The following is a 19,771-nucleotide window of genomic DNA, read 5'->3' on the forward strand; positions in this document are numbered from 1 at the left end:
CCGAAGCAGGTCCTTGAAAATGGCAAAAACTCTTTACGACAAACTCTGGGAAAGTCATGTGGTGCGCACCGAAGAAGATGGCACCTCACTGATTTACATCGACCGCCATTTGCTGCATGAAGTGACCAGCCCCCAAGCCTTTGAAGGTTTGGAGCTAGCTGGCCGCGACCTGTGGCGCAACAGTGCCAACCTGGCTGTGGTGGACCACAACGTGCCTACCACTGACCGTTCCAAAGGCATCGCCGACCCAACTTCGCGATTGCAGGTTGAAACACTGGACAAAAATGCAAAAGCCCATGGCCTGACCTACTTCGATATCAAAGACCTGCGCCAAGGCATTGTGCATGTGATCGGGCCCGAGCAGGGCGCAACCTTGCCTGGCATGACCGTGGTTTGCGGCGATTCGCACACCAGCACCCATGGCGCCATCGGTGCGCTGGCATTTGGTATTGGTACCTCGGAAGTTGAGCACGTTATGGCCACCCAGTGTTTGCTGATGAAAAAAGCCAAAAACATGCTGGTTCGCGTGGAAGGTACTTTGGGCAAGGGTGTTTCTGCCAAAGACGTGATTTTGGCCATTATTGGCAAAATCGGCACGGCTGGCGGTACCGGGTATGCCATTGAATTTGCAGGCTCCGCAATCCGTGGATTGTCTGTTGAAGGTCGCATGACCATGTGCAACATGGCCATCGAGGGCGGTGCACGTTCTGGCATGGTGGCCGTCGACGAAAAAACAATCGAATACGTGAAAGGACGCCCCTTTAGTCCGAAAGGCGAGATGTGGGATGCCGCTGTGGCCTATTGGAAAACCTTGCATTCAGATGAAGGTGCACATTTCGACCATGTGGTTGAGTTGCGTGCGGAAGACATTGAACCGCAGGTGAGCTGGGGTACTTCACCAGAAATGGTGACTGATGTGCACGGTGTGGTGCCAGACCCCGCTTCGGTGGCCGACCCGGTGAAGCGCCAGGGCTACGAGCGTGCCTTGCAGTACATGGGCTTGAAGCCTTTGCAGAAAATTGAAGACATCAACGTAGATACCGTGTTCATTGGTTCTTGTACCAATTCGCGCATTGAAGATTTGCGCGACGCTGCGGCGGTGGTGAAGGGCAAGAAAAAAGCGGAAACGGTCAAATTGGCCATGGTGGTCCCTGGGTCGGGTTTGGTCAAAGCGCAGGCTGAAAAGGAAGGTTTGGACAAAATATTCCTTGAAGCCGGGTTTGAGTGGCGAGAGCCCGGTTGCTCCATGTGCCTGGCCATGAATGCGGATCGTTTGGGCAGTGGTGAGCGCTGCGCCTCCACCAGCAACCGGAATTTTGAAGGACGTCAAGGTGCGGGCGGCCGTACACACCTTGTCAGCCCGGCCATGGCGGCTGCGGCAGCGATTGCAGGCCATTTCACTGATTCCAGAACCTTTTAAAACAAAGGAGTGTTTGATATGAAGATCGTTTCCGTATTTCTGCTTGCTTTGTCAGCCCTGTCATTGTCCGCTTGCAACACCATTGAAGGCATGGGCAAGGACATCAAGGCGGGCGGCGCTGCCATTGAACGCACCGCAGACGAAAACAAGAAGTAATGTTTACTGGTATTTCTAAGCTGTGCGGGCAAGCGTTTGCTTGCTTGTATGGTTTGAACTCCGGATCAACCGGAATATTCACGGATTAATTATGGACAAATTTGTAACCCACACTGGCATTGCCGTTGCATTGAACCGCGCCAATGTGGACACCGATGCCATCATCCCCAAACAGTTTCTGAAAAGCATCAAGCGCACCGGTTTCGGCGAGCACTTGTTCGATGGTTGGCGTTACCTGGACGAAGGCGAGCCTGGCATGGATTGCACCAAGCGCCCCCTGAATCCTGATTTCGAGCTGAACAAGCCAGAATTCAAAGGCGGCACCGTGTTGGTCGCAGGTCCCAACTTCGGATGTGGGTCCTCCCGTGAGCATGCGCCCTGGGCGCTGCAACAGTATGGTTTCAAGGCGGTTATTTCCAGCAGTTTTGCGGATATCTTCTTCAACAACTGCTTTAAAAACGGTTTCTTACCTATTGTTTTAAAAGAAGAGGGGGTGAAGGAAATATTTGTGTTGATTGATGCCAAGCCTGGCATTGAGATCACAGTCAATCTTGAGCAACAAACCGTGAGCATTGCTGGAAAAAGCTACAACTTCAATGTAGATGCATTCCGCAAGCATTGCCTGATGAACGGCTTTGACGACATTGGCCTGACTTTGCAGCATCGCGATGACATTGTGGCTTTCGAGAAAAACCGCCTGGCCAATCAGCCCTGGCTTGCCAACACCATCTAAATATAAAAAAGCAGAGAACACGAATGACTTTAAAAATTGCCGTAATGCCCGGTGACGGCATTGGCCCGGAGATTACCGCGCAGGCTGTGAAGGTGCTTGAAGCCTTGAAAACCGATGGCTTGAACATCGAGTTTGAACATGCCTTGATTGGTGGCGTGGCCTACCGCGAAAAAGGCGTGCCTTTGCCGGAAGAGACCGTGGCCCTAGCAAAGGCGTCGGATGCGGTGTTGTTTGGTGCGGTGGGTGACTTTTCTCTCGATACGCTCCCGCGCCATTTGCGGCCAGAGCAAGCTATTTTGGGCATTCGCAAAGCCCTTAATCTGTTTGCCAATTTCCGCCCCGCGATGGTCTATGAGGAGTTGGCTGATGCGTCTACCCTACGCCCTGAAGTAGTGGCAGGACTGGACATTCTGATTGTTCGTGAACTGACTGGCGACATTTACTTTGGAACGCCGCGTGGCAACCGCATCGCCGAGGATGGTCCATTTAAAGGCGAGCGCGAGGCATTTGACACTATGCGCTACGCTGAAACCGAAATTCGCCGCATTGCCCATGTGGCCTTTCAGGCAGCACAAAAGCGTGGTGGCAAGCTGTGTTCGGTTGACAAAGCCAACGTGCTGGAAACTACCCAGTTTTGGCGTGACATTGTGACTGAAGTAGGCAAGGAATACAGCGATGTCGAATTAAGCCACATGTACGTTGACAACTGTGCCATGCAGTTGTTGAAAAACCCAAAGCAGTTTGACGTCATCGTGACGGGTAACCTGTTCGGTGATATTTTGTCAGATGAAGCGTCCATGTTGACTGGCTCTATCGGCATGTTGCCATCGGCCTCGCTGAATGAATCCAATTTCGGTTTGTACGAGCCAATTCATGGTTCCGCACCCGACATTGCTGGCAAAGACCTGGCTAACCCCATGGCCACCGTGCTTTCTGCAGCGATGATGCTGCGTTACACCTTTGGCCTTGAAGATTATGCAAACCGCATTGAGAGCGCAGTGAAAACGGTGTTGGCCACTGGCCCGCGTACAGGTGATATATGGCGCGACGGCAAGGCGCGCACCGGAACAGCGGGTATGGGTGATGCAATTGTTGCGGCACTGGCCAAGCAACAATAAGGCGAAATCGCAATTCAAGAATTTAAAAGTACTGGAGTTTTTTTATGTTGAAAGTTGGTTTGGTTGGATGGCGAGGCATGGTGGGTTCCGTGCTGATGCAACGCATGCAGGAAGAGAATGATTTCGCGCATTTCGAGCCGATTTTCTTCTCCACTTCCAATGCGGGTGGCAAGGCGCCAGCTTTCGCTGGCAACGCGGGTCCCTTGCAGGATGCAAACAACATCGACGCTCTGAAGCAAATGGACGTGGTGTTGACTTGCCAGGGCGGTGACTACACCAATGAAGTATTCCCCAAGCTGCGCGAGGCTGGCTGGAATGGTTACTGGATTGATGCGGCCTCAAGCCTGCGCATGAAAGACGACGCCATTATTATTCTTGATCCGGTGAACATGAACGTGATTAAGGATGGCCTGACCAAAGGCATCAAGAATTATGTAGGTGGTAACTGCACCGTGTCGCTGATGCTGATGGCTTTGGGCGGTTTGTTCCAGAACAATCAGGTGGAGTGGATTACTTCCATGACTTACCAGGCTGCTTCTGGCGCTGGTGCGCAAAACATGCGCGAACTGATTTCGCAAATGGGCAGCATTCATGGTTCGGTCAAAGACCTGTTGGCCGATCCCGCATCTGCCATTCTGGAAATTGACCGCAAGGTGGCTCAGCATATTAATTCCGACGCATACCCGACCGATAACTTTGGCGTGCCACTGGGCGGAAGCCTCATTCCCTGGATCGACAAAGACCTGGGCAATGGCCAGTCCAAAGAAGAATGGAAGGGCGGCGCAGAAACCAACAAAATTCTGGGCAAGCCAGCCATGGGTACACCCGGTTGTGTGCCTGTGGATGGATTGTGCGTACGTGTGGGTGCCATGCGTTGTCACTCGCAGGCGTTGACCATCAAGCTGAAGCAAGACATTCCATTGAATGAGATCAATGACATGCTTGCCAAGGCCAATGATTGGGTTAAAGTGGTGCCCAATGAGCGTGATGCATCCATGCGCGATTTGACCCCTGCCGCTGTTACAGGCCGCATGCATGTGCCAGTTGGCCGTTTGCGGAAAATGGCCATGGGTGGCGATTATCTGAGCGCTTTCACCGTGGGCGATCAGCTGTTGTGGGGTGCGGCCGAGCCACTGCGCCGCATGCTGCGTATTTTGATTGAACGCTAAGCTGCATCAATATTGATCCCAAAAAAGCTGCCGAAGGCGGCTTGAACATTCATGGAGTAAACGGGTGAGGCATACCAAAAAGAAGATTCTGCCCTTTGTTTTTGCATCAGGTTTGTTGGCAAGTTCCTTCGCGCAGGCAGCACAGCTCGGTAAGCTTGAAGTGCTGTCGGGTGCAGGCGAGCCTTTTCTGGCGCAAATTCAGGTTGATCTGGTGTTGCCAGAGGAACGCGCTTCCTTGCAGGCCAAGCTGGCTTCCGCAGAGGCTTTCAAAGCTGCCCGCCTGAGCATGGATCCGAACCTGAAGAGTCTTCAGTTTGCAGTACAAGATGGCCCTCAGCCCGGTACGGCGCTTGTCAAAATTACCTCTGCGCAGCCTTTGCCTGCTGGTTTCATCGACACTTTGGTTGAATTGACCTGGGCGGGTGGCCGTGTTGCGCGGGAATATACCCTGACTGTGCCTGTTGGTGTGGCCCAGGCGGCTGAACCCGCAACGAGTCTTCCTGAAATTCGCCCGCCGATGACACCGCCTGCTGTGGCACCCAAGGCAACTGCGCCAAAAGCGCCAGCGGTTTCCGAACCACCTGCAGTCTCCAAAGCTCCAGTGGCTTCAGCGCCCACTGTGCCTGAAGGTACTTTGAATGTTGAGCGTGGCGACACTCTGTCGGAGTTGGCTTTGCAACTGGTCGGAGACGGCGTCACCCTGAACCAGGCCATGGCTGCAATTTACGAGGCCAACAAAGCCTCATTTATTAATGGCAGCGTACACCTGATTCGTGAGGGCGCCCAAATTCAGGTTCCCAATCGTGCGGCGCTGCGAGCCCGCAATGCCAATGAAGCTTTGCTGATTCTTGCTCAAAACGACGATCGCAATGTGTACTCCGCTTACGCTCGCCAAATTGGTTTGCTGACTGTTGACAATCAGCTTGCAGCGGCAGACGCCACCAGTGCCGAGGGCAGCATTACTCCGCAAGATCAAGCGCCCAAGGCCAATGCGGGTGCACCGGCTGACCGATTACAAATTGCACCCGGCTCAGCCCAAGGTGCAAGCAATGCCGATACCAACGCAGAGGAGCTGGTGGCCAAAAACAAGGCACTCGCCGAGGCGAATGAGCGAATTGCTTTGCTCGAGAAGAACGTAAGTGACTTGCAGCGTTTGCTCGACATGCAAAAAGACCTGGGCAGCGAGCCTGCCGCACCTGCAGCTGATGGCCCGGCAGTTGGGACTGATGCCACTACTGAGCCAGCAGCTGTTGAAGTACCCTCGGAAACACTTGCAGAGAATGGTGCCGACGAGCCTGCTGCTGAATCGCCGGTGGCCGACGAGCCCGCCAGCAGCGATGGTGTACAGGCACCAGTGCAGCAAGCAGCAGCAGAAGAGCAGCCTTTTGACTGGTTGCCCTGGATTTTGACAGGTGCAGGTGGTTTGCTTGTGTTGCTTGTGTTGTTGCTGATTGCCCGTGCACGCAAGAACAAAACCAAAAACGAGGAAGATGAGCTCGAGGCCGAGGACGATTCTTCTTTCAGTGAAGTGAATGAATTTGATGAGGCCATTGCGGCAGCCAGTGCAGGAATTGCAGCTGAGCGGGCCAGCAGTCTGAATCAGGCTGAAAATTCTGACTTTGATCTGGATGAAGTACTGAGTGATCGCTTGAAGCAGGCCGAACCTGAAGAGGTGACGCAACTTCACGCAGCCCCCGTGGAAGCGGAAGATAAGCCAGCCGTGGCTGATGACATTCCCGAACTGAATGAAGCTTCTGAGGAAGCACTGCAACACAAAGAATCATTGGACAGCGAGGTCACGCTGGATTTCCCTGAGGAAGAGCCTAACGAATCCAAATCAGGTTCGATTCTTGATGACCTGGATGAAATCGAAAAAGGCACCTTGGCGGCTCAGGAAGAACTGGATGAATTGCGAAAGCAACCTTTGCCTCAGCACGATGTGAATGCGCGAGAAATTGATGCAGCATTTGATGACTTGATTGGCGAAGAAACAGTGGGTGAAAAACAGGCTGAGTTGAAAGACGACACTGACAAATCCAATGTTGATGGGCCGGGTGCCGTTCCTGAAGAGGCCATTGACAAGACGCTTGTTGACCTCGACGTTGACGTGCCCAACCCAAAAGTGGACGATGCCACCTGGCAGGAAGTTGCCACCAAGCTGGACTTGGCGGGCGCTTACGTTGAAATCGGCGATGCAGATGGTGCCAAAGAGTTGTTGAACGAAATCGTGAAAAAAGGCGATGTGGACCAGGTTCGCAAGGCCAAGGCGCTTTTGGCTACGTTGAACTAAATGAACAGAGTGGCCTTGGGCCTTTGTTACGACGGCCATGAGTTTGAAGGTTGGCAAACACAACCACATGGTCGAACTGTCCAGGACCACTTGACCAAGGCCATAGAAGCAATTGCCCAAGAGCCCATTGCTTTAATTTGTGCGGGCCGAACGGACACTGGCGTACATGCCCGCCAACAGGTTGTGCATTTTGATACAGCAGCCGACAGGCCGCTGACGGCCTGGGTCAAAGGCGTTAACAACAGTTTGCCGCCCACCATTTCGGTGCTCGGTGCCAAACAGCTTGATGCAAGTTTTCACGCACGTTTCAGTGCGATATCAAGAACTTATCGTTACTATTTTTACAGTGCTCCTGTTAGGGATCCATTTAAACCGTTTATGACCTGGGTGCATTACCCGCTTGATTTGGCCGCCATGCGCCGTGCAGCGGAATGTTTGTTGGGCACACATGATTTCAGTGCGTTTCGCGCCTCGCAATGCCAGGCAGCAAGCCCTGTGCGTACGCTGTATGCGCTTAATCTGATTGAAGCCGGTGACCATTGCTACTTTGAAATTCATGGCAATGCATTTTTGCACCACATGGTAAGAAACCTGATGGGCAGCCTGATGGAAGTGGGCCAGCACAGGCAAGCCGAAAGCTGGTTAAGGGATGTTTTGGAATCTAGAAACAGAAGCCTGGCGGCAAAAACTTATCCCGCGCAGGGCTTAAGCTTGTGGAATATTGAGTACCCCGAGCAATACGGCATACAGGAATTGTTTTCATGAGAACCCGAATCAAGTTGTGCGGCTTTCAAACCGAAGACACGGTGCGTGCGGCCACTCGGGCCGGGGCTGATGCAGTGGGTTTCGTGTTTTATCCGCCTTCACCGCGTCACATTGAAGTGGCGCAGGCGGGGCAGCTTGCGCGTTGTCTGGGTGTGTGGCAAACCCCGGTTGCCTTGTTTGTCAATCCGCAGGCTGATTTCGTCAATTCTGTCATTTCAGAAATTCCCAATGTGCTGTTGCAGTTTCATGGCGATGAAAGTCCACAGTTTTGCGACAGTTTCAGACGCCCCTACATCAAAGCCATTCGTATGAAGGCTGGTGTTGACTTGCGACAGGAGAGTGTTCGGTTTCATTCTGCGCAGGCGCTTCTTGTCGATTCATGGAGCGAGGCGTATGGTGGAACAGGGCATACTTTTGATTGGTCTTTGCTGCCCAAAGCGGGTGAATTGAAGCAGGCTTTGGTATTATCCGGGGGGTTGGATGCAAGCAATGTGGAACAGGCCATTCATGGCTTGCGACCCTATGGCGTCGATGTGTCCAGCGGGATTGAGTCAGCGCGAGGCGTAAAGAGCGTCGAAAAAATTGAAATGTTCTGCAAAGCGGTCCAGAAAGCCGATGCAGGGCTGTTGTAAGTGAACCCAGATTGAGCAGCATCATGAACAAACCCTATGAATTTCCAGACGCCACCGGTCATTTCGGCCCCTATGGCGGAACTTTTGTGTCTGAAACCCTGGTTCATGCCCTGGAAGAACTGAAAAGTGTCTATGCGCATTATCAAAACGACCCCGAATTTTTGGCAGAGTTTGAAAGTGAACTGAAACATTTTGTGGGTCGCCCCAGTCCCATTTATCACGCCAAGCGGTGGTCTGATTTGGTCGGTGGGGCACAAATTTACTTCAAGCGGGAAGACTTGAACCACACTGGCGCGCACAAAGTAAACAATTGCATCGGGCAAGCCATGTTGGCAAAGCGCATGGGTAAACCCCGTGTAATTGCGGAAACAGGCGCTGGCCAGCACGGCGTGGCTACGGCCACTGTGGCTGCGCGTTACGGGATGAAGTGTGTGGTGTACATGGGTCAGGAAGATGTGGCCCGGCAAGCACAAAACGTATTCCGCATGAAACTGTTGGGTGCTGAAGTTATTCCGGTCACCTCTGGCTCCAGAACCCTCAAAGATGCCCTGAATGAAGCCATGCGCGACTGGGTGACGAACGTGGAAGACACGTTTTACATCATTGGCACCGTCGCGGGCCCACACCCATACCCCATGTTGGTTCGCGACTTCCAAAGCGTAATTGGTCGCGAATGTATTCAGCAAATGCCGACCATGGTGGGCAAGCAGCCAGATTATGTGCTGGCCTGTGTAGGTGGCGGATCAAACGCCATGGGTATTTTCTATCCCTATTTGAACGTGGATGGCGTGAAGCTGGTGGGCGTGGAAGCTGCGGGCGAGGGTATTGAAACTGGCAAGCATGCTGCATCGCTGAGCGCTGGCACGCCGGGCGTGTTGCATGGTAACCGTACCTACCTGTTGCAAAGCGATGATGGTCAGATTATTGAAACCCATTCGGTTTCCGCGGGTCTGGATTATCCCGGCGTTGGCCCCGAGCATGCGTGGCTGAAGGATTCTGGCCGGGCCGAATACGTGGGCATTACGGATGCTGAAGCGCTTGAAGCCTTCCACCAGTGCTGCCGCATTGAGGGCATCATCCCTGCGCTGGAAAGCAGCCATGCCTTGGCCCATGCCGCGAAGCTGGCCAAAACCCTGCCCAAAGACAAAGTGATTCTGGTAAACCTGTCGGGCCGTGGTGACAAAGACATGCACACCGTGGCGCGCCTGAGTGGCGCCGAGTTTTATTGCCACCCCGATTGCAAAACAGGTGCAGAAATGGCCTGCAACAAGAAATAAATTTCTATTAAAACCATGTCAAGAATCAAAGCAGTATTTGCAAAATTGAAAGAAGAGGGTCGCAAGGGCCTGATTCCGTTCGTCACCGGCGGTGACCCCGACCCGGGTCAAACTGTGGCCATGTTGCATGCCTTGGCCAATGCAGGTTCCGATGTCATTGAGTTGGGCGTGCCGTTTTCTGACCCCATGGCCGATGGCCCGGTTATTCAGCGTTCAAGCGAACGTGCGCTTGAAAAGGGAGTGACTTCCCGCAAAATTCTGGATTATGTCGCTGAGTTTCGTCAGACCAACCAACACACTCCAATCGTGCTCATGGGGTATGCCAACCCCATCGAACGCATGGGTGTTGAAAAGTATGTCGCCGAGGCAAAAAAGGCGGGTGTGGATGGTGTATTGGTGGTGGATTACCCGCCCGAGGAGTCACTTGAGTTTTCCAAATACCTGCGTGCCGCTGAACTGGATCCTATATTTTTGCTGGCACCTACCTCTTCCGATGAGCGCATTGAAAAAGTGGCAAAGGCAGCCAGCGGTTATGTGTATTACGTGTCGCTGAAAGGCGTGACTGGTGCGCAAAACCTGAATGCTGCGGAAGTCAGTTCCAAGTTGCCCACCATTCGCAAATTCACTGACGTGCCCGTGGGCGTCGGTTTTGGTATTCGCGATGCCGAGTCGGCATGCCGTGTCGCACAATCCGCAGATGCGGTGGTGATTGGCTCTGCATTGATTCAATTTTTAGAAGCAGGTAGCCCACAAGAGGCCGCCGCTTTGGCGGGCAAGTTTATTGCCCCGATTCGTGCTGCGCTGGATGCGCAATTTGGCACGACACAATAACTTCCAAAAGAAATCCTCAGCAAGGGAAAGTGTATGAGTTGGTTTGACAAAATTATTCCACCGCGCATTTCCTCAAAGACACCCGGCGACGCAGCCAAGAAAAGCGTTCCTGAAGGTATTTGGGCGAAATGCAAGAGCTGTGATGCAGTGCTCTATCAAAATGATTTGGTGAGCAATGCCATGGTTTGCCCCTCGTGCACCTATCACATGCGCATCGGGTCTCGCGAGCGCCTGAATTTGTTGTTCGACAATGATGAGCGCATTGAAATTGGGCAGGAAGTGCTGCCCATGGATACTTTGAAATTCAAAGACAGCAAAAGTTACACTGCACGTTTGAATGAAGCCAAAGAGGCCACTGGTGAAACCGATGCCTTGGTGGTTCAGAAAGGTGTGATGAACGGAATTGAGGTGGTCATTGCCTGCTTTGAATTTGAGTTCATGGGGGGGTCAATGGGCTCTGTTGTGGGCGAACGTTTTTGTCGCGGCGTGCGGGCGGCGCTTGACGCCAATGTTCCGTTTATCAGCATTGCGGCCTCTGGCGGCGCTCGCATGCAGGAAGGCTTGGGTTCGCTGATGCAAATGGCAAAAACCTCGGCCATGCTGGCCAAGTTGAGTCAGGCCAAGCTTCCCTATATTTCTGTGCTGACCGACCCTACGATGGGCGGCGTTTCTGCGAGTTTCGCTTTTCTGGGCGATGTGGTGGTTGCAGAGCCCAAAGCCTTGATTGGTTTTGCCGGCCCACGCGTGATCGAACAAACTGTTCGTCAAACCTTGCCTGAAGGTTTTCAGCGTGCCGAGTTTTTGATGGAAAAGGGTGCGGTGGATTGCATTGTAGATCGCCGTGAAATGAAGAAAACCCTGACCAGCCTTCTGGCGCTGTTGATGAAAAAACAGATTGACCAGCCGGCTTGAAACCGAGCGGCCTGAAAACTAGCAGCCTGAATACTTATGAACCAAGCAGTACCCCAACCAAACCCTTCCAAACCGATGAAGCCAGCCGCCAATGCGGCATTGAATGAGTGGCTGGCTTATCTGGAGTCGATTCACAGCAAACCAATTGATATGGGTCTGGACCGCTTGAAAGTGGTTCAGAAACACATGAGTTTTGCCTTAAATGGCGTGGTGTTTACAGTAGCGGGTACGAATGGCAAGGGGTCAACCTGCGCCATGCTGGAAAGCATTCTGATTCAGGCGGGCTACAAGGTGGGCATGTACACCTCGCCGCATCTGATCCGCTTTACTGAACGCGCCCGCGTCAATGGTGCCGAGGTGGAGGAGCCGGAGCTGATTTCCGCCTTCGAACAGGTGGAACAGGCCCGCATCGCAACGGGTGTTTCCCTGACTTATTTTGAGTTCACCACGCTGGCAGTGGCCTTGGTGTTCTCTCGTCTGGATCTCGATGCCGTTATTCTGGAAGTGGGCTTGGGTGGCCGATTGGACGCGGTCAATATTTTTGACACCGACTGCGCGATTTGCACCAGCGTCGATCTTGATCATCAAGCCTTTCTTGGGCCCGACCGGGAAAGCATTGGCCGCGAGAAGGCGGGTATATTCCGAGCAGGCAAGCCCGCCATTGTAGGCGACCCCAAGCCGCCACAAAGCGTGATCGACCATGCCAATTCAATTGGTGCCGATTTGTGGCTGTTTGCGCGCGACTACAACTACAGTGGCGACAAGCAGCAATGGGCCTACGGCGGGCGTACCATGCGCCGTGCTGCACTCGCATACCCGGCTTTGCGTGGTACCAACCAATTGTTGAATGCCTCAGCAGCGTTGGCTGCGCTGGAATCTGTGCGGGATCGTTTGCCTGTGCCAGCGCAATCGATTCGGCAGGGTTTTCTCTTGGTGGAGTGGCCAGGGCGTTTTCAAGTGCTGCCGGGTCAACCCACGGTGGTTCTGGACGTTGGACACAATCCCCATGCTGCCGCGCACTTGCGTGAAAGCCTCGACAACATGGGTTTTTTTCCATACACCCATTGTATTTTCGGGATGCTGGCAGACAAGGACGCTGTAGAAGTGGTCAAGGCCTTGAAAGACAGGGTAGACCATTGGCACCTGGTACCGCTTGAAGGTGACCGGGGGCGCAGCACCGCCCAGTTGAGGCAGCAGCTTGAACTGGCCGGTGTAGATGCTGGGGCTTTTGACTGGGTTGGCAATTCCCAGGCACTGGCCAAAGGGGGTATTGCAAAGCAGCCCCCAGAAAAAAGCGTGCAGAGCTACGAGAGTGTGGGTCAAGCGTATGCGGTGGTCACTTCTGCGGTGCCACCCAATGATAGAATTCTGGTTTTTGGATCCTTCCTGGTTGTGGCGCAGGCCATGCAAGCCAAAGAAGCGCTTCGAAAACGTCCCGGTTAATTTTTTCAGGAGTGCAGGTGAGTTCAAATTCGCGTTCTACTGCCAGGAACAAAGTCAACAACGATCCGGTTGATGAGTTGAAACGCAGGTCCAGAAGGCGGTTGGTGGGCTCCATTGCGCTTTTTCTGGCAGCCATCATCATCGTTCCCGCTTTGGTTGAAAACGAACCATCCCAAACCAGCAGTGACGTGGAGTTGGTGGTACCTGATCGTCCATCTGCAGAGATTCCAGCGCAGGCTGCCGAGGTTCCCAAGCAAGCAAAGATTGAGGCACCACGGTCGACTCAAGAAAAGGCCGTGGCAATTGCCCCCGTTGCGCCTGCCGTAGAACCGCCCCCTATTGTTTCTGAACCCGCGCCTGAACCTAAGCCAAAGCTTGAGACGAAGCCCGAGAGCAAGCCTGTACCCAAGGTTGAACCCAAGGTTGAACCCAAGGTTGAACCTAAGTCAGAACCAAAAGCCGAACCCAAGGTTGAAGACCCGATTGCGGCATTTGCCAAGGCTGAGGTGTATTGGGTGCAGGTTGCTGCTGTCAGCGACAAGGCTCGCGCAGATGCACTGAGCAAAGAATTGAGTGGCAAGGGTTTCCCGGCGAAGGTGGAGTCCACAAGCACTGGCAATGGCACGGTATACCGGGTCAGGGTGGGGCCAATTTCAGGTCAGACCAAGGCCGATGAAACCAAAGCCAAGTTGGCCGCTGCGGGTTACTCCTCAGGGAGAGTAGTGCAGTGACGATATTTGATTACATCGTTATTGCGGTGGTGGTGCTGTCGGTCATTCTGGGTTTGTTCCGCGGCATGGTCAAAGAAGTGCTGTCGCTGGCCAACTGGGTATTGGCCTTCTGGGTGGCCAATCGTTATGGTGCAGACTTGGCTGTTTACATGGACTGGGCTGAATCGTTGAGCCCGCCCATGAAAGCACTGATTGGTTGTGCTGCTGCGTTTTTTGCAACCATGTTGGTGGGTGCCATTCTGATTTCTCTGTTGGGCAAAATTGTTGCTGCAGCGGGTTTGGGTTTTGCGGACCGTGGCCTGGGTGCCACGTTCGGCTTCGCGCGTGGTTTATTTATTGTGTTGGTGCTGGTTACTGGGGCAGGCTTCACCTCGCTTCCGGAACAGCCATTTTGGCGAAATGCCATGTTGTCCCCTTTGGCCGTGGATGCGATGAGAGAAATCAAACCGCATTTGCCCGAAAGTGTGGCCAAGTGGGTGCGCTACTAGGAGCTTTCAATGTGCGGGATTGTCGGTATTGCCGGTTTTTCTCCTGTTAATCAAATTCTTTACGACAGCTTGCTGTTGTTGCAACACCGTGGCCAGGATGCTGCAGGCATTGCCACGGCACACAGCAATTCGTTTTCCATGTCCAAAGGCAATGGGCTGGTACGCGACGTGTTTCGCACACGCAATATGCGTTCATTGCCCGGCAATATGGGCATTGGCCATGTGCGTTACCCCACAGCTGGTTCGGCCGCCAGTTCAGATGAAGCGCAACCTTTCTATGTCAATGCGCCTTATGGCTTGGTGTTGGCCCACAACGGCAACCTCACGAATAGCGAGCGTTTGAAGGCTGAATTGTTCAAGAATGATCGCCGCCACATCAACACCAATTCAGATTCCGAGGTGTTGCTCAACGTGTTGGCCCACGAGCTGCAATCCAATGCCTCAGGCTATTCGCTTGACCCGGTCACCATTTTCCGCGCGGTGGCGGGTGTGCATGCCCGTGCGCGCGGTGCGTATGCCTGCGTGGCTCAAATTGCAGGCTATGGTTTGTTGGCATTCCGCGATCCGTTTGGCATTCGCCCCTTGGCTTTGGGCAAGGCTGAAACAGAGCAGGGCACCGAGTACATGTTTGCATCAGAATCGGTGGCTTTGGTGGGCATGGGCTTTGAGTTTGTGCGCGACATTGATCCGGGCGAGGCCGTGTTTGTCGATCTCGACGGTAAGCTTCATGCCCAGCAATGTGCGGAGAAATCGTCGCTGAACCCCTGTATTTTCGAGTACGTCTATTTGGCTCGCCCCGACTCCGTGATGGATGGCATTAGCGTGTATGAAGCCCGTGTGAAAATGGGTGAATACCTGGCTGACCAAATTCGCAAGGGCATGCCTGCCGGTGAAATTGATGTGGTTATGCCCATTCCCGACTCCAGCCGCCCGGCTGCGCTGGAACTGGCGAACCAGTTGGGTGTGCCTTACCGCGAGGGTTTTATCAAGAACCGTTACATTGGCCGCACTTTCATCATGCCCGGGCAAGCTGTTCGCAAAAAAAGCGTTCGTCAAAAGCTCAATGCCATTTCTGTTGAATTCAAAGGCAAAACAGTGCTGTTGGTAGACGATTCGATTGTGCGCGGCACCACAAGCCGGGAAATTGTACAAATGGCTCGTGAAGCGGGTGCCAAGAAGGTAATTTTTGCCTCGGCTGCGCCTCCCGTGCGTTTTCCGAACGTGTATGGTATTGACATGCCCACGCGCGATGAGTTGATCGCTTCAGGTCGCACTGACGACGAAATTTGCGCTGAAATTGGCGCAGATGCTCTGTTTTATCAAGACATCGCCGACATGAAGCGTGCTGTGCGTGACTTGAATCCAAAAATTCAAACTTTCGATGCCAGCTGTTTTGATGGTTCGTACATTACCGGTGATGTCACCACTGAATACCTGGATCGCCTGGAATACATGCGCAAGCACCCAGAGGTATTGGAATCGGGTGGCTTGCAAATGAATCTAGGGTATTCGGCGAACCAGTAAGCGGGGGTTCACAATCGCTGACTTTTGACCAAGCGGAATTCATGCTTTTGTCAGTTTTAAGTCAGCGCTTGGGGTAAAATGTTCAACTGATTGATTTAAAAGCGCGAAATGGTTCGCGCTTTTTATTTGTGCAGGGCGATCTGACTATGTCACTGATAGTACATAAATACGGTGGCACCTCCATGGGGTCCACAGAACGTATCAAGAATGTAGCCAAGCGTGTCGCCAAATGGCATCGCGCGGGCTTTCAAATGGTGGTGGTGCCATCGGCCATGTCTGGCGAAACCAACCGTCTAATTGGCTTGGCCAAGGAAATTCAGGCTGAGCCTGATCCCCGAGAACTCGATATGCTGTGTTGCACAGGTGAGCAGGCATCTGTTGCCTTGTTGGCCATGGCTTTGAAGGCTGAAGGCCTGGAAGCAATCAGTTTCTCTGGCTGGCAAGTACCTATAAAAACCGACAGCAGCCACACCAAAGCACGCATTGAGTCGATTGACGACACTCGAGTGAAAGCCGAATTGAATGCTGGCAAGGTGGTGATCATCACCGGTTTCCAGGGCATTGATGAGGCGGGTAACCAAACCACGCTGGGTCGTGGTGGTTCTGATACCTCTGCGGTGGCCATTGCTGCCGCCATGGGTGCGGCTGAGTGCCTTATTTATACCGATGTGGATGGGGTGTACACCACCGACCCTCGCGTGGTGCCCGAGGCACGCCGCATGCGCGTTGTGAGTTTTGAAGAAATGCTGGAAATGGCCTCTTTGGGCTCAAAGGTTCTGCAAATCCGCTCCGTTGAATTTGCAGGCAAGTACCGTGTGCCCACTCGTGTGCTTTCTAGCTTGACCGACCCAATGATGTCGCTGGACGAAGAAAAAGTGTCTGGCACGCTGATTACTTTTGAGGAAGATGAACATATGGAACAGGCTGTTGTTTCCGGTATCGCTTTCAACCGTGATGAAGCAAAAGTGACCATTCGTGGTGTGCCTGACAAGCCCGGTGTGGCCTACCAAATTTTGGGTCAGGTTGCTGAGGCAAATATCGACGTGGACATGATCATCCAGAACCAGGGTTCGGATGGCACCACCGATTTCACTTTCACCGTACACCGCAACGAATTCAACAAAACCATGGATTTGTTGAAAAACAAGATTCAGGGTAGCGTGGGTGCACGTGAAGTGGCGGGCGACACCAACGTGTGCAAGGTATCGATTGTGGGCATCGGCATGCGTTCACATGTGGGCGTGGCCAGCCTGATGTTCAAAACCTTGTCGGAAGAGGGCATCAACATTCAGATGATTTCTACATCTGAAATCAAGGTGTCGGTGTTGATCGACGACAAGTACATGGAATTGGCAGTTCGTGCGCTACACAAGGCCTTCGGTTTGGAAAAAGAGGCGGCTTGAACTGGAGTTTGGGCTGAGTTTTGAGTGATGGGAATGCGGTGCAATTTGCGTGAAAGCGATTTGCGCCAGCATTCAACATTTTGGCCGAAACCGTGTATAATTCGGCCTTCTGGAGACGTGGCCGAGTGGTCGAAGGCACTCCCCTGCTAAGGGAGCATACCCCAAAAGGGTATCGGAAGTTCGAATCTTCTCGTCTCCGCCAGAATGAAAAAGGGATCCCGCGTGGGATCCCTTTTTTTATTCCATCGCCACAAACTGCACTGCCGGGGCGCTGCTGATTTGAATCGAAGACAATGGCGCGTGCACATCGCCATCCAGCTGCCAGGCTGTGGGCGAATCAAATTGAAATTCAATTTTGGCTACGGTACTTCGTTCCACGCCAATGCTACGCGGCATGGCACCGAACCAAATTCTGATCAAATTTAGCACCAGAGGCAGTTTGTTCGGTACACCGGCAATCAGGCACATGTCTTGTTTGGCTTTGTTACCGCCACTGGTAGAAACACGAAACCGCAATGGCAAGCACTGAATACTGAGCGCCAGGCAGGCCTGCCATGCAAACCTTTGTGGTGTGGCATTGTCGCGAGCTTGCTGCCCTTTGACCGTAGAGAACAGGTTTTCTACGAACGGACTGCGTCGAATGATTCCCCACGCTATTTTGGCCAACAGTTTTGTAGCCGCAATTGGACCACTGCCCATGCTGTAGTAAGCATGCATGAAGTTCACGGTGACGCCAAAACCAAACACAAAGCCATATTGTGCACTGGAGGTTTTAATGGGGTAACGCGGCGAGCTGTGCAGGTGCGTGTTGGCCTGGTGCTCAACCAACCAACGCAGGGCTTTGAGAGGTGCTGTTTTTGGGTACACGTCCCAGGCAATCATGTTCATGGTGCCGGCATGCAAGGGGAAAATAGCTGGTATTGCATGGTCTCCCCACACCTTGGCTGCAGCGCCCAGTGCCGCTGAAACAGTGCCGTCGCCTCCAAAGGGGACAATGACCGAGGGTGGGGCGTCTTTGTAGGACAAAAGCGCCTGCTCCAGTTCTGCGGCATTTTGAGTTAATGCCACATGCCCGGCATTGCCCAAGATGCGGTGAATTTCCGCAAGACTGCCACTTGAGTTGCGTGTTTTGAGATACCCGGCTTTGGGGTTTGCAATGACAAGAATCACGGTGATTTTGTTACGTAATGATTTAAGTTGAATTTAACTGATTTCTCCACCCGCAAACCGATGATTAAGCGGGCTTTTTTGTGGTTTGTAGGATGTCACTTACACCATGTTCAGAGAAGGCCGACCTACTTTCTCGCAAATGGCTTTTACAGTAGGCGTCAACCGTTTGTTAACCCGAGGAGTTGACTATGTTGCACTACGCTGTTGTGTTTTTTGTCATTGCATTGGTTGCAGCCCTGTTTGGTTTTGGCGGTATTGCTGCGGGCGCAGTGGAAATTGCCAAGGTCTTGTTTTTCATTTTCATCGTGCTTGCAGTGGTCACGTTCGTTTTTAACTTGATTAAGTCCAAACCTTAGCACCATGCCGTCATCTGTCAAACGTCAAATTCGTCCCTACTGGCTTTTGGCGTTTGGCTGCGTGATGGTGCTTGCCTTGTTGGGTATCACTTATACCCATTCCCGAATGAATGCCGAGGTAGTGGCCCTGTCGGACATCAATCAAAAGCGCATAGATCGTCTGGACCAATTGTGGGTATTGCTGGTGGACGCACAAGCCAGCGCATTGTCTTTTTTGTTGATGCGCAACGATATCTATCTTGAGCCGTACCGCAGCGCTGCGGCGCGGTTGGAGCCACTCATGGCCTCTATGAACTTCGATATTCCGCCAGGCTCGGATGACCATGCCGATTTGCAGGACTTGAAGCGTTTGGTGGATGCGAAGTTTCAGTACCTTGGTGATATGTTGAGCCAGGGCAAGGCACCTGTGGCTGTGTCAGAAGAGCACGGTGAGCTTGGCAAGCAACTGATGGACGAGATTCGGGTTCGCCTTGCGATATTAAAAGCGCGAAGGGAGAAGGCGCATCAGGATCTTGAAAACATGTATTTGGCGCGCGCGGGAAAATTCAGTATGTGGGGTATGCGCTGGGTGCTGCCTCGCTTTTGCTGATCCTAAGCCTGTTTGTGGTGCAACAAAGGCAGGTGGCCTTGCGCGCCAGAATTCAGGAGTTGTTGAAAACGGAAAACAGTCGCCTTGAGGCCAAGGTGCAGGCGCGCACTGTTGAATTAAGCAATTTGGCCACCAACCTGACCACTGCGCAGGAGGCGGAGCGCCAGCACATTGCCCGCGAGTTGCATGATGAAATGGGGTCGGCGTTGACCGCTGCGAAAATGGACGCCAGCTGGTTGCGACGATCGTTGGGTGCACACGTGGACGACAGTATTCAAGAGCGGATGCTGCGTTTGATTGAAAATATTGGAAGCACCATTTCACTGACGCGCCGTTTGGTCGATGACCTTCAGCCCCCTTTGCTCAAGGGTCTCGGTCTTGTTGAAGCGCTTCGCTCATTGGGGCAGCAGTTTGAAATTGACATGCCAGTGGAGATGCATTTTTCTGAGCATTCCGTGAACTTGTCGCCAGAGCAATCGCTGGCTTTGTTTCGTGTGGCGCAGGAATCGTTGACCAATGTCCGGAAATACGCCAAAGCCAGCAAGGTTGAGTTGAGCTTGATTGAACAGCCGGGAATGGTAGTTCTTAGTGTGCGTGACAACGGCATTGGTTTTAACACCGAGAACATCGAGTTACATGGCCATGGCATTGCGGGCATGAAACACCGCGCCCAAATGTTCAATGCACGGCTGGTACTTGCTTCATGCATGGGCCAAGGCACACGCATTGAAGTGCACATGCCTATTTAAACAACCTTGGCTTGC

The 19,771-nt window shown here is 52.9% G+C and carries 20 protein-coding genes and 1 tRNA gene; 20 read left to right on the plus strand and 1 reads right to left on the minus strand.

Going from position 1 to position 19,771, the window contains the following annotated elements:
• Positions 1–19 precede the first annotated feature (19 nt).
• The 17 genes from leuC (at position 20) to BSZ31_RS12075 (ending at position 17,094) form a co-directional block, all read left to right on the plus strand.
• Positions 20–1,420, plus strand: coding sequence for a 3-isopropylmalate dehydratase large subunit (gene leuC, locus BSZ31_RS11995; protein ID WP_105028952.1), 1,401 nt, complete (start codon positions 20–22; stop codon positions 1,418–1,420).
• An 18-nt stretch (positions 1,421–1,438) separates the two neighbouring features.
• A complete protein-coding gene (locus BSZ31_RS12000; RefSeq protein WP_105028953.1) occupies positions 1,439–1,576 on the plus strand; it encodes an entericidin A/B family lipoprotein in 138 nt (45 codons plus the stop codon).
• 91 nt (positions 1,577–1,667) lie between these two features.
• A complete protein-coding gene (gene leuD, locus BSZ31_RS12005; RefSeq protein ID WP_105028954.1) occupies positions 1,668–2,309 on the plus strand; it encodes a 3-isopropylmalate dehydratase small subunit in 642 nt (213 codons plus the stop codon).
• Positions 2,310–2,332: 23 nt separating this feature from the next.
• Positions 2,333–3,427, plus strand: coding sequence for a 3-isopropylmalate dehydrogenase (gene leuB / locus BSZ31_RS12010; RefSeq protein WP_105028955.1), 1,095 nt, complete (start codon positions 2,333–2,335; stop codon positions 3,425–3,427).
• 47 nt (positions 3,428–3,474) lie between these two features.
• Positions 3,475–4,596, plus strand: coding sequence for an aspartate-semialdehyde dehydrogenase (gene asd / locus BSZ31_RS12015; protein WP_105029860.1), 1,122 nt, complete (start codon positions 3,475–3,477; stop codon positions 4,594–4,596).
• A gap of 64 nt (positions 4,597–4,660) precedes the next feature.
• Entirely contained in the window at positions 4,661–6,886 is a 2,226-nt protein-coding gene (locus BSZ31_RS12020) for a FimV/HubP family polar landmark protein (protein WP_105028956.1), read from the plus strand.
• Positions 6,887–7,651 (plus strand): tRNA pseudouridine(38-40) synthase TruA, encoded by a 765-nt coding sequence (truA, locus tag BSZ31_RS12025; protein WP_105028957.1) that lies wholly within the window; start codon positions 6,887–6,889, stop codon positions 7,649–7,651.
• The gene (locus tag BSZ31_RS12030; RefSeq protein ID WP_105028958.1) at positions 7,648–8,283 is read left to right on the plus strand and encodes a phosphoribosylanthranilate isomerase; all 636 of its coding nucleotides are present in this window, start codon (positions 7,648–7,650) and stop codon (positions 8,281–8,283) included. Before truA ends, BSZ31_RS12030 begins: the two co-directional genes overlap by 4 nt.
• 23 nt (positions 8,284–8,306) lie before the next feature.
• Entirely contained in the window at positions 8,307–9,560 is a 1,254-nt protein-coding gene (trpB, locus tag BSZ31_RS12035; protein ID WP_105028959.1) for a tryptophan synthase subunit beta, read from the plus strand.
• Between the two features lie 15 nt (positions 9,561–9,575).
• Complete coding sequence (trpA, locus tag BSZ31_RS12040) at positions 9,576–10,391, plus strand: tryptophan synthase subunit alpha (protein WP_105028960.1); 816 nt, start codon at positions 9,576–9,578, stop codon at positions 10,389–10,391.
• Positions 10,392–10,424: 33 nt separating this feature from the next.
• Complete coding sequence (gene accD, locus BSZ31_RS12045) at positions 10,425–11,303, plus strand: acetyl-CoA carboxylase, carboxyltransferase subunit beta (protein ID WP_105028961.1); 879 nt, start codon at positions 10,425–10,427, stop codon at positions 11,301–11,303.
• Positions 11,304–11,339: 36 nt separating this feature from the next.
• Positions 11,340–12,746: a bifunctional tetrahydrofolate synthase/dihydrofolate synthase gene (folC, locus tag BSZ31_RS12050; protein ID WP_105028962.1), complete on the plus strand. Its 1,407-nt coding sequence runs from the start codon at positions 11,340–11,342 to the stop codon at positions 12,744–12,746.
• A gap of 17 nt (positions 12,747–12,763) precedes the next feature.
• The gene (locus BSZ31_RS12055) at positions 12,764–13,477 is read left to right on the plus strand and encodes an SPOR domain-containing protein (RefSeq protein WP_146106681.1); all 714 of its coding nucleotides are present in this window, start codon (positions 12,764–12,766) and stop codon (positions 13,475–13,477) included.
• Positions 13,474–13,965: a CvpA family protein gene (locus tag BSZ31_RS12060; RefSeq protein WP_008248980.1), complete on the plus strand. Its 492-nt coding sequence runs from the start codon at positions 13,474–13,476 to the stop codon at positions 13,963–13,965. The genes BSZ31_RS12055 and BSZ31_RS12060 overlap by 4 nt, the downstream gene beginning before the upstream one ends.
• A 9-nt stretch (positions 13,966–13,974) precedes the next feature.
• Positions 13,975–15,489 (plus strand): amidophosphoribosyltransferase, encoded by a 1,515-nt coding sequence (gene purF / locus BSZ31_RS12065; RefSeq protein ID WP_105028964.1) that lies wholly within the window; start codon positions 13,975–13,977, stop codon positions 15,487–15,489.
• A 146-nt stretch (positions 15,490–15,635) separates the two neighbouring features.
• Positions 15,636–16,892: an aspartate kinase gene (locus BSZ31_RS12070; protein ID WP_105028965.1), complete on the plus strand. Its 1,257-nt coding sequence runs from the start codon at positions 15,636–15,638 to the stop codon at positions 16,890–16,892.
• 111 nt (positions 16,893–17,003) lie between these two features.
• Positions 17,004–17,094: transfer RNA gene (locus tag BSZ31_RS12075), tRNA-Ser, on the plus strand.
• Positions 17,095–17,129: 35 nt separating this feature from the next.
• Here the strand turns inward: BSZ31_RS12075 and BSZ31_RS12080 are convergent.
• On the minus strand, positions 17,130–18,062 hold the full coding sequence (locus BSZ31_RS12080; protein ID WP_168426961.1) for a diacylglycerol kinase family protein: 933 nt from the start codon (positions 18,060–18,062) through the stop codon (positions 17,130–17,132).
• Positions 18,063–18,250: 188 nt separating this feature from the next.
• Here BSZ31_RS12080 and BSZ31_RS12085 point away from each other — a divergent pair, with 188 nt between their 5' ends.
• Genes BSZ31_RS12085 through BSZ31_RS12095 form a run of 3 tightly spaced genes read left to right on the plus strand, consistent with a single transcriptional unit; the run spans position 18,251 to position 19,756 of the window.
• Entirely contained in the window at positions 18,251–18,418 is a 168-nt protein-coding gene (locus BSZ31_RS12085; protein WP_105028967.1) for a DUF1328 domain-containing protein, read from the plus strand.
• 4 nt (positions 18,419–18,422) lie between these two features.
• Complete coding sequence (locus BSZ31_RS12090) at positions 18,423–19,007, plus strand: CHASE3 domain-containing protein (RefSeq protein WP_105028968.1); 585 nt, start codon at positions 18,423–18,425, stop codon at positions 19,005–19,007.
• Positions 18,971–19,756, plus strand: a complete 786-nt coding sequence (locus BSZ31_RS12095; protein ID WP_105028969.1) for a sensor histidine kinase — start codon at positions 18,971–18,973, stop codon at positions 19,754–19,756. The genes BSZ31_RS12090 and BSZ31_RS12095 overlap by 37 nt, the downstream gene beginning before the upstream one ends.
• Positions 19,757–19,771: the final 15 nt, after the last annotated feature.

It is taken from the genome of Limnobacter sp. SAORIC-690, assembly GCF_002954425.1.
Taxonomy (GTDB): Bacteria; Pseudomonadota; Gammaproteobacteria; order Burkholderiales; family Burkholderiaceae_B; genus Limnobacter; species Limnobacter profundi.

What these genes read in the sequence shown, in the direction of transcription:
- leuC (WP_105028952.1), top strand. Translation starts at nt 20, where the DNA reads ATGGCAAAAACTCTTTACGACAAACTCTGGGAAAGTCATGTGGTGCGC.
- accD (WP_105028961.1), top strand. Translation starts at nt 10,425, where the DNA reads ATGAGTTGGTTTGACAAAATTATTCCACCGCGCATTTCCTCAAAGACA.
- BSZ31_RS12090 (WP_105028968.1), top strand. Translation starts at nt 18,423, where the DNA reads ATGCCGTCATCTGTCAAACGTCAAATTCGTCCCTACTGGCTTTTGGCG.
- BSZ31_RS12000 (WP_105028953.1), top strand. Translation starts at nt 1,439, where the DNA reads ATGAAGATCGTTTCCGTATTTCTGCTTGCTTTGTCAGCCCTGTCATTG.
- trpB (WP_105028959.1), top strand. Translation starts at nt 8,307, where the DNA reads ATGAACAAACCCTATGAATTTCCAGACGCCACCGGTCATTTCGGCCCC.
- leuB (WP_105028955.1), top strand. Translation starts at nt 2,333, where the DNA reads ATGACTTTAAAAATTGCCGTAATGCCCGGTGACGGCATTGGCCCGGAG.
- purF (WP_105028964.1), top strand. Translation starts at nt 13,975, where the DNA reads ATGTGCGGGATTGTCGGTATTGCCGGTTTTTCTCCTGTTAATCAAATT.
- truA (WP_105028957.1), top strand. Translation starts at nt 6,887, where the DNA reads ATGAACAGAGTGGCCTTGGGCCTTTGTTACGACGGCCATGAGTTTGAA.
- folC (WP_105028962.1), top strand. Translation starts at nt 11,340, where the DNA reads ATGAACCAAGCAGTACCCCAACCAAACCCTTCCAAACCGATGAAGCCA.
- trpA (WP_105028960.1), top strand. Translation starts at nt 9,576, where the DNA reads ATGTCAAGAATCAAAGCAGTATTTGCAAAATTGAAAGAAGAGGGTCGC.
- leuD (WP_105028954.1), top strand. Translation starts at nt 1,668, where the DNA reads ATGGACAAATTTGTAACCCACACTGGCATTGCCGTTGCATTGAACCGC.
- BSZ31_RS12070 (WP_105028965.1), top strand. Translation starts at nt 15,636, where the DNA reads ATGTCACTGATAGTACATAAATACGGTGGCACCTCCATGGGGTCCACA.
- BSZ31_RS12085 (WP_105028967.1), top strand. Translation starts at nt 18,251, where the DNA reads ATGTTGCACTACGCTGTTGTGTTTTTTGTCATTGCATTGGTTGCAGCC.
- BSZ31_RS12030 (WP_105028958.1), top strand. Translation starts at nt 7,648, where the DNA reads ATGAGAACCCGAATCAAGTTGTGCGGCTTTCAAACCGAAGACACGGTG.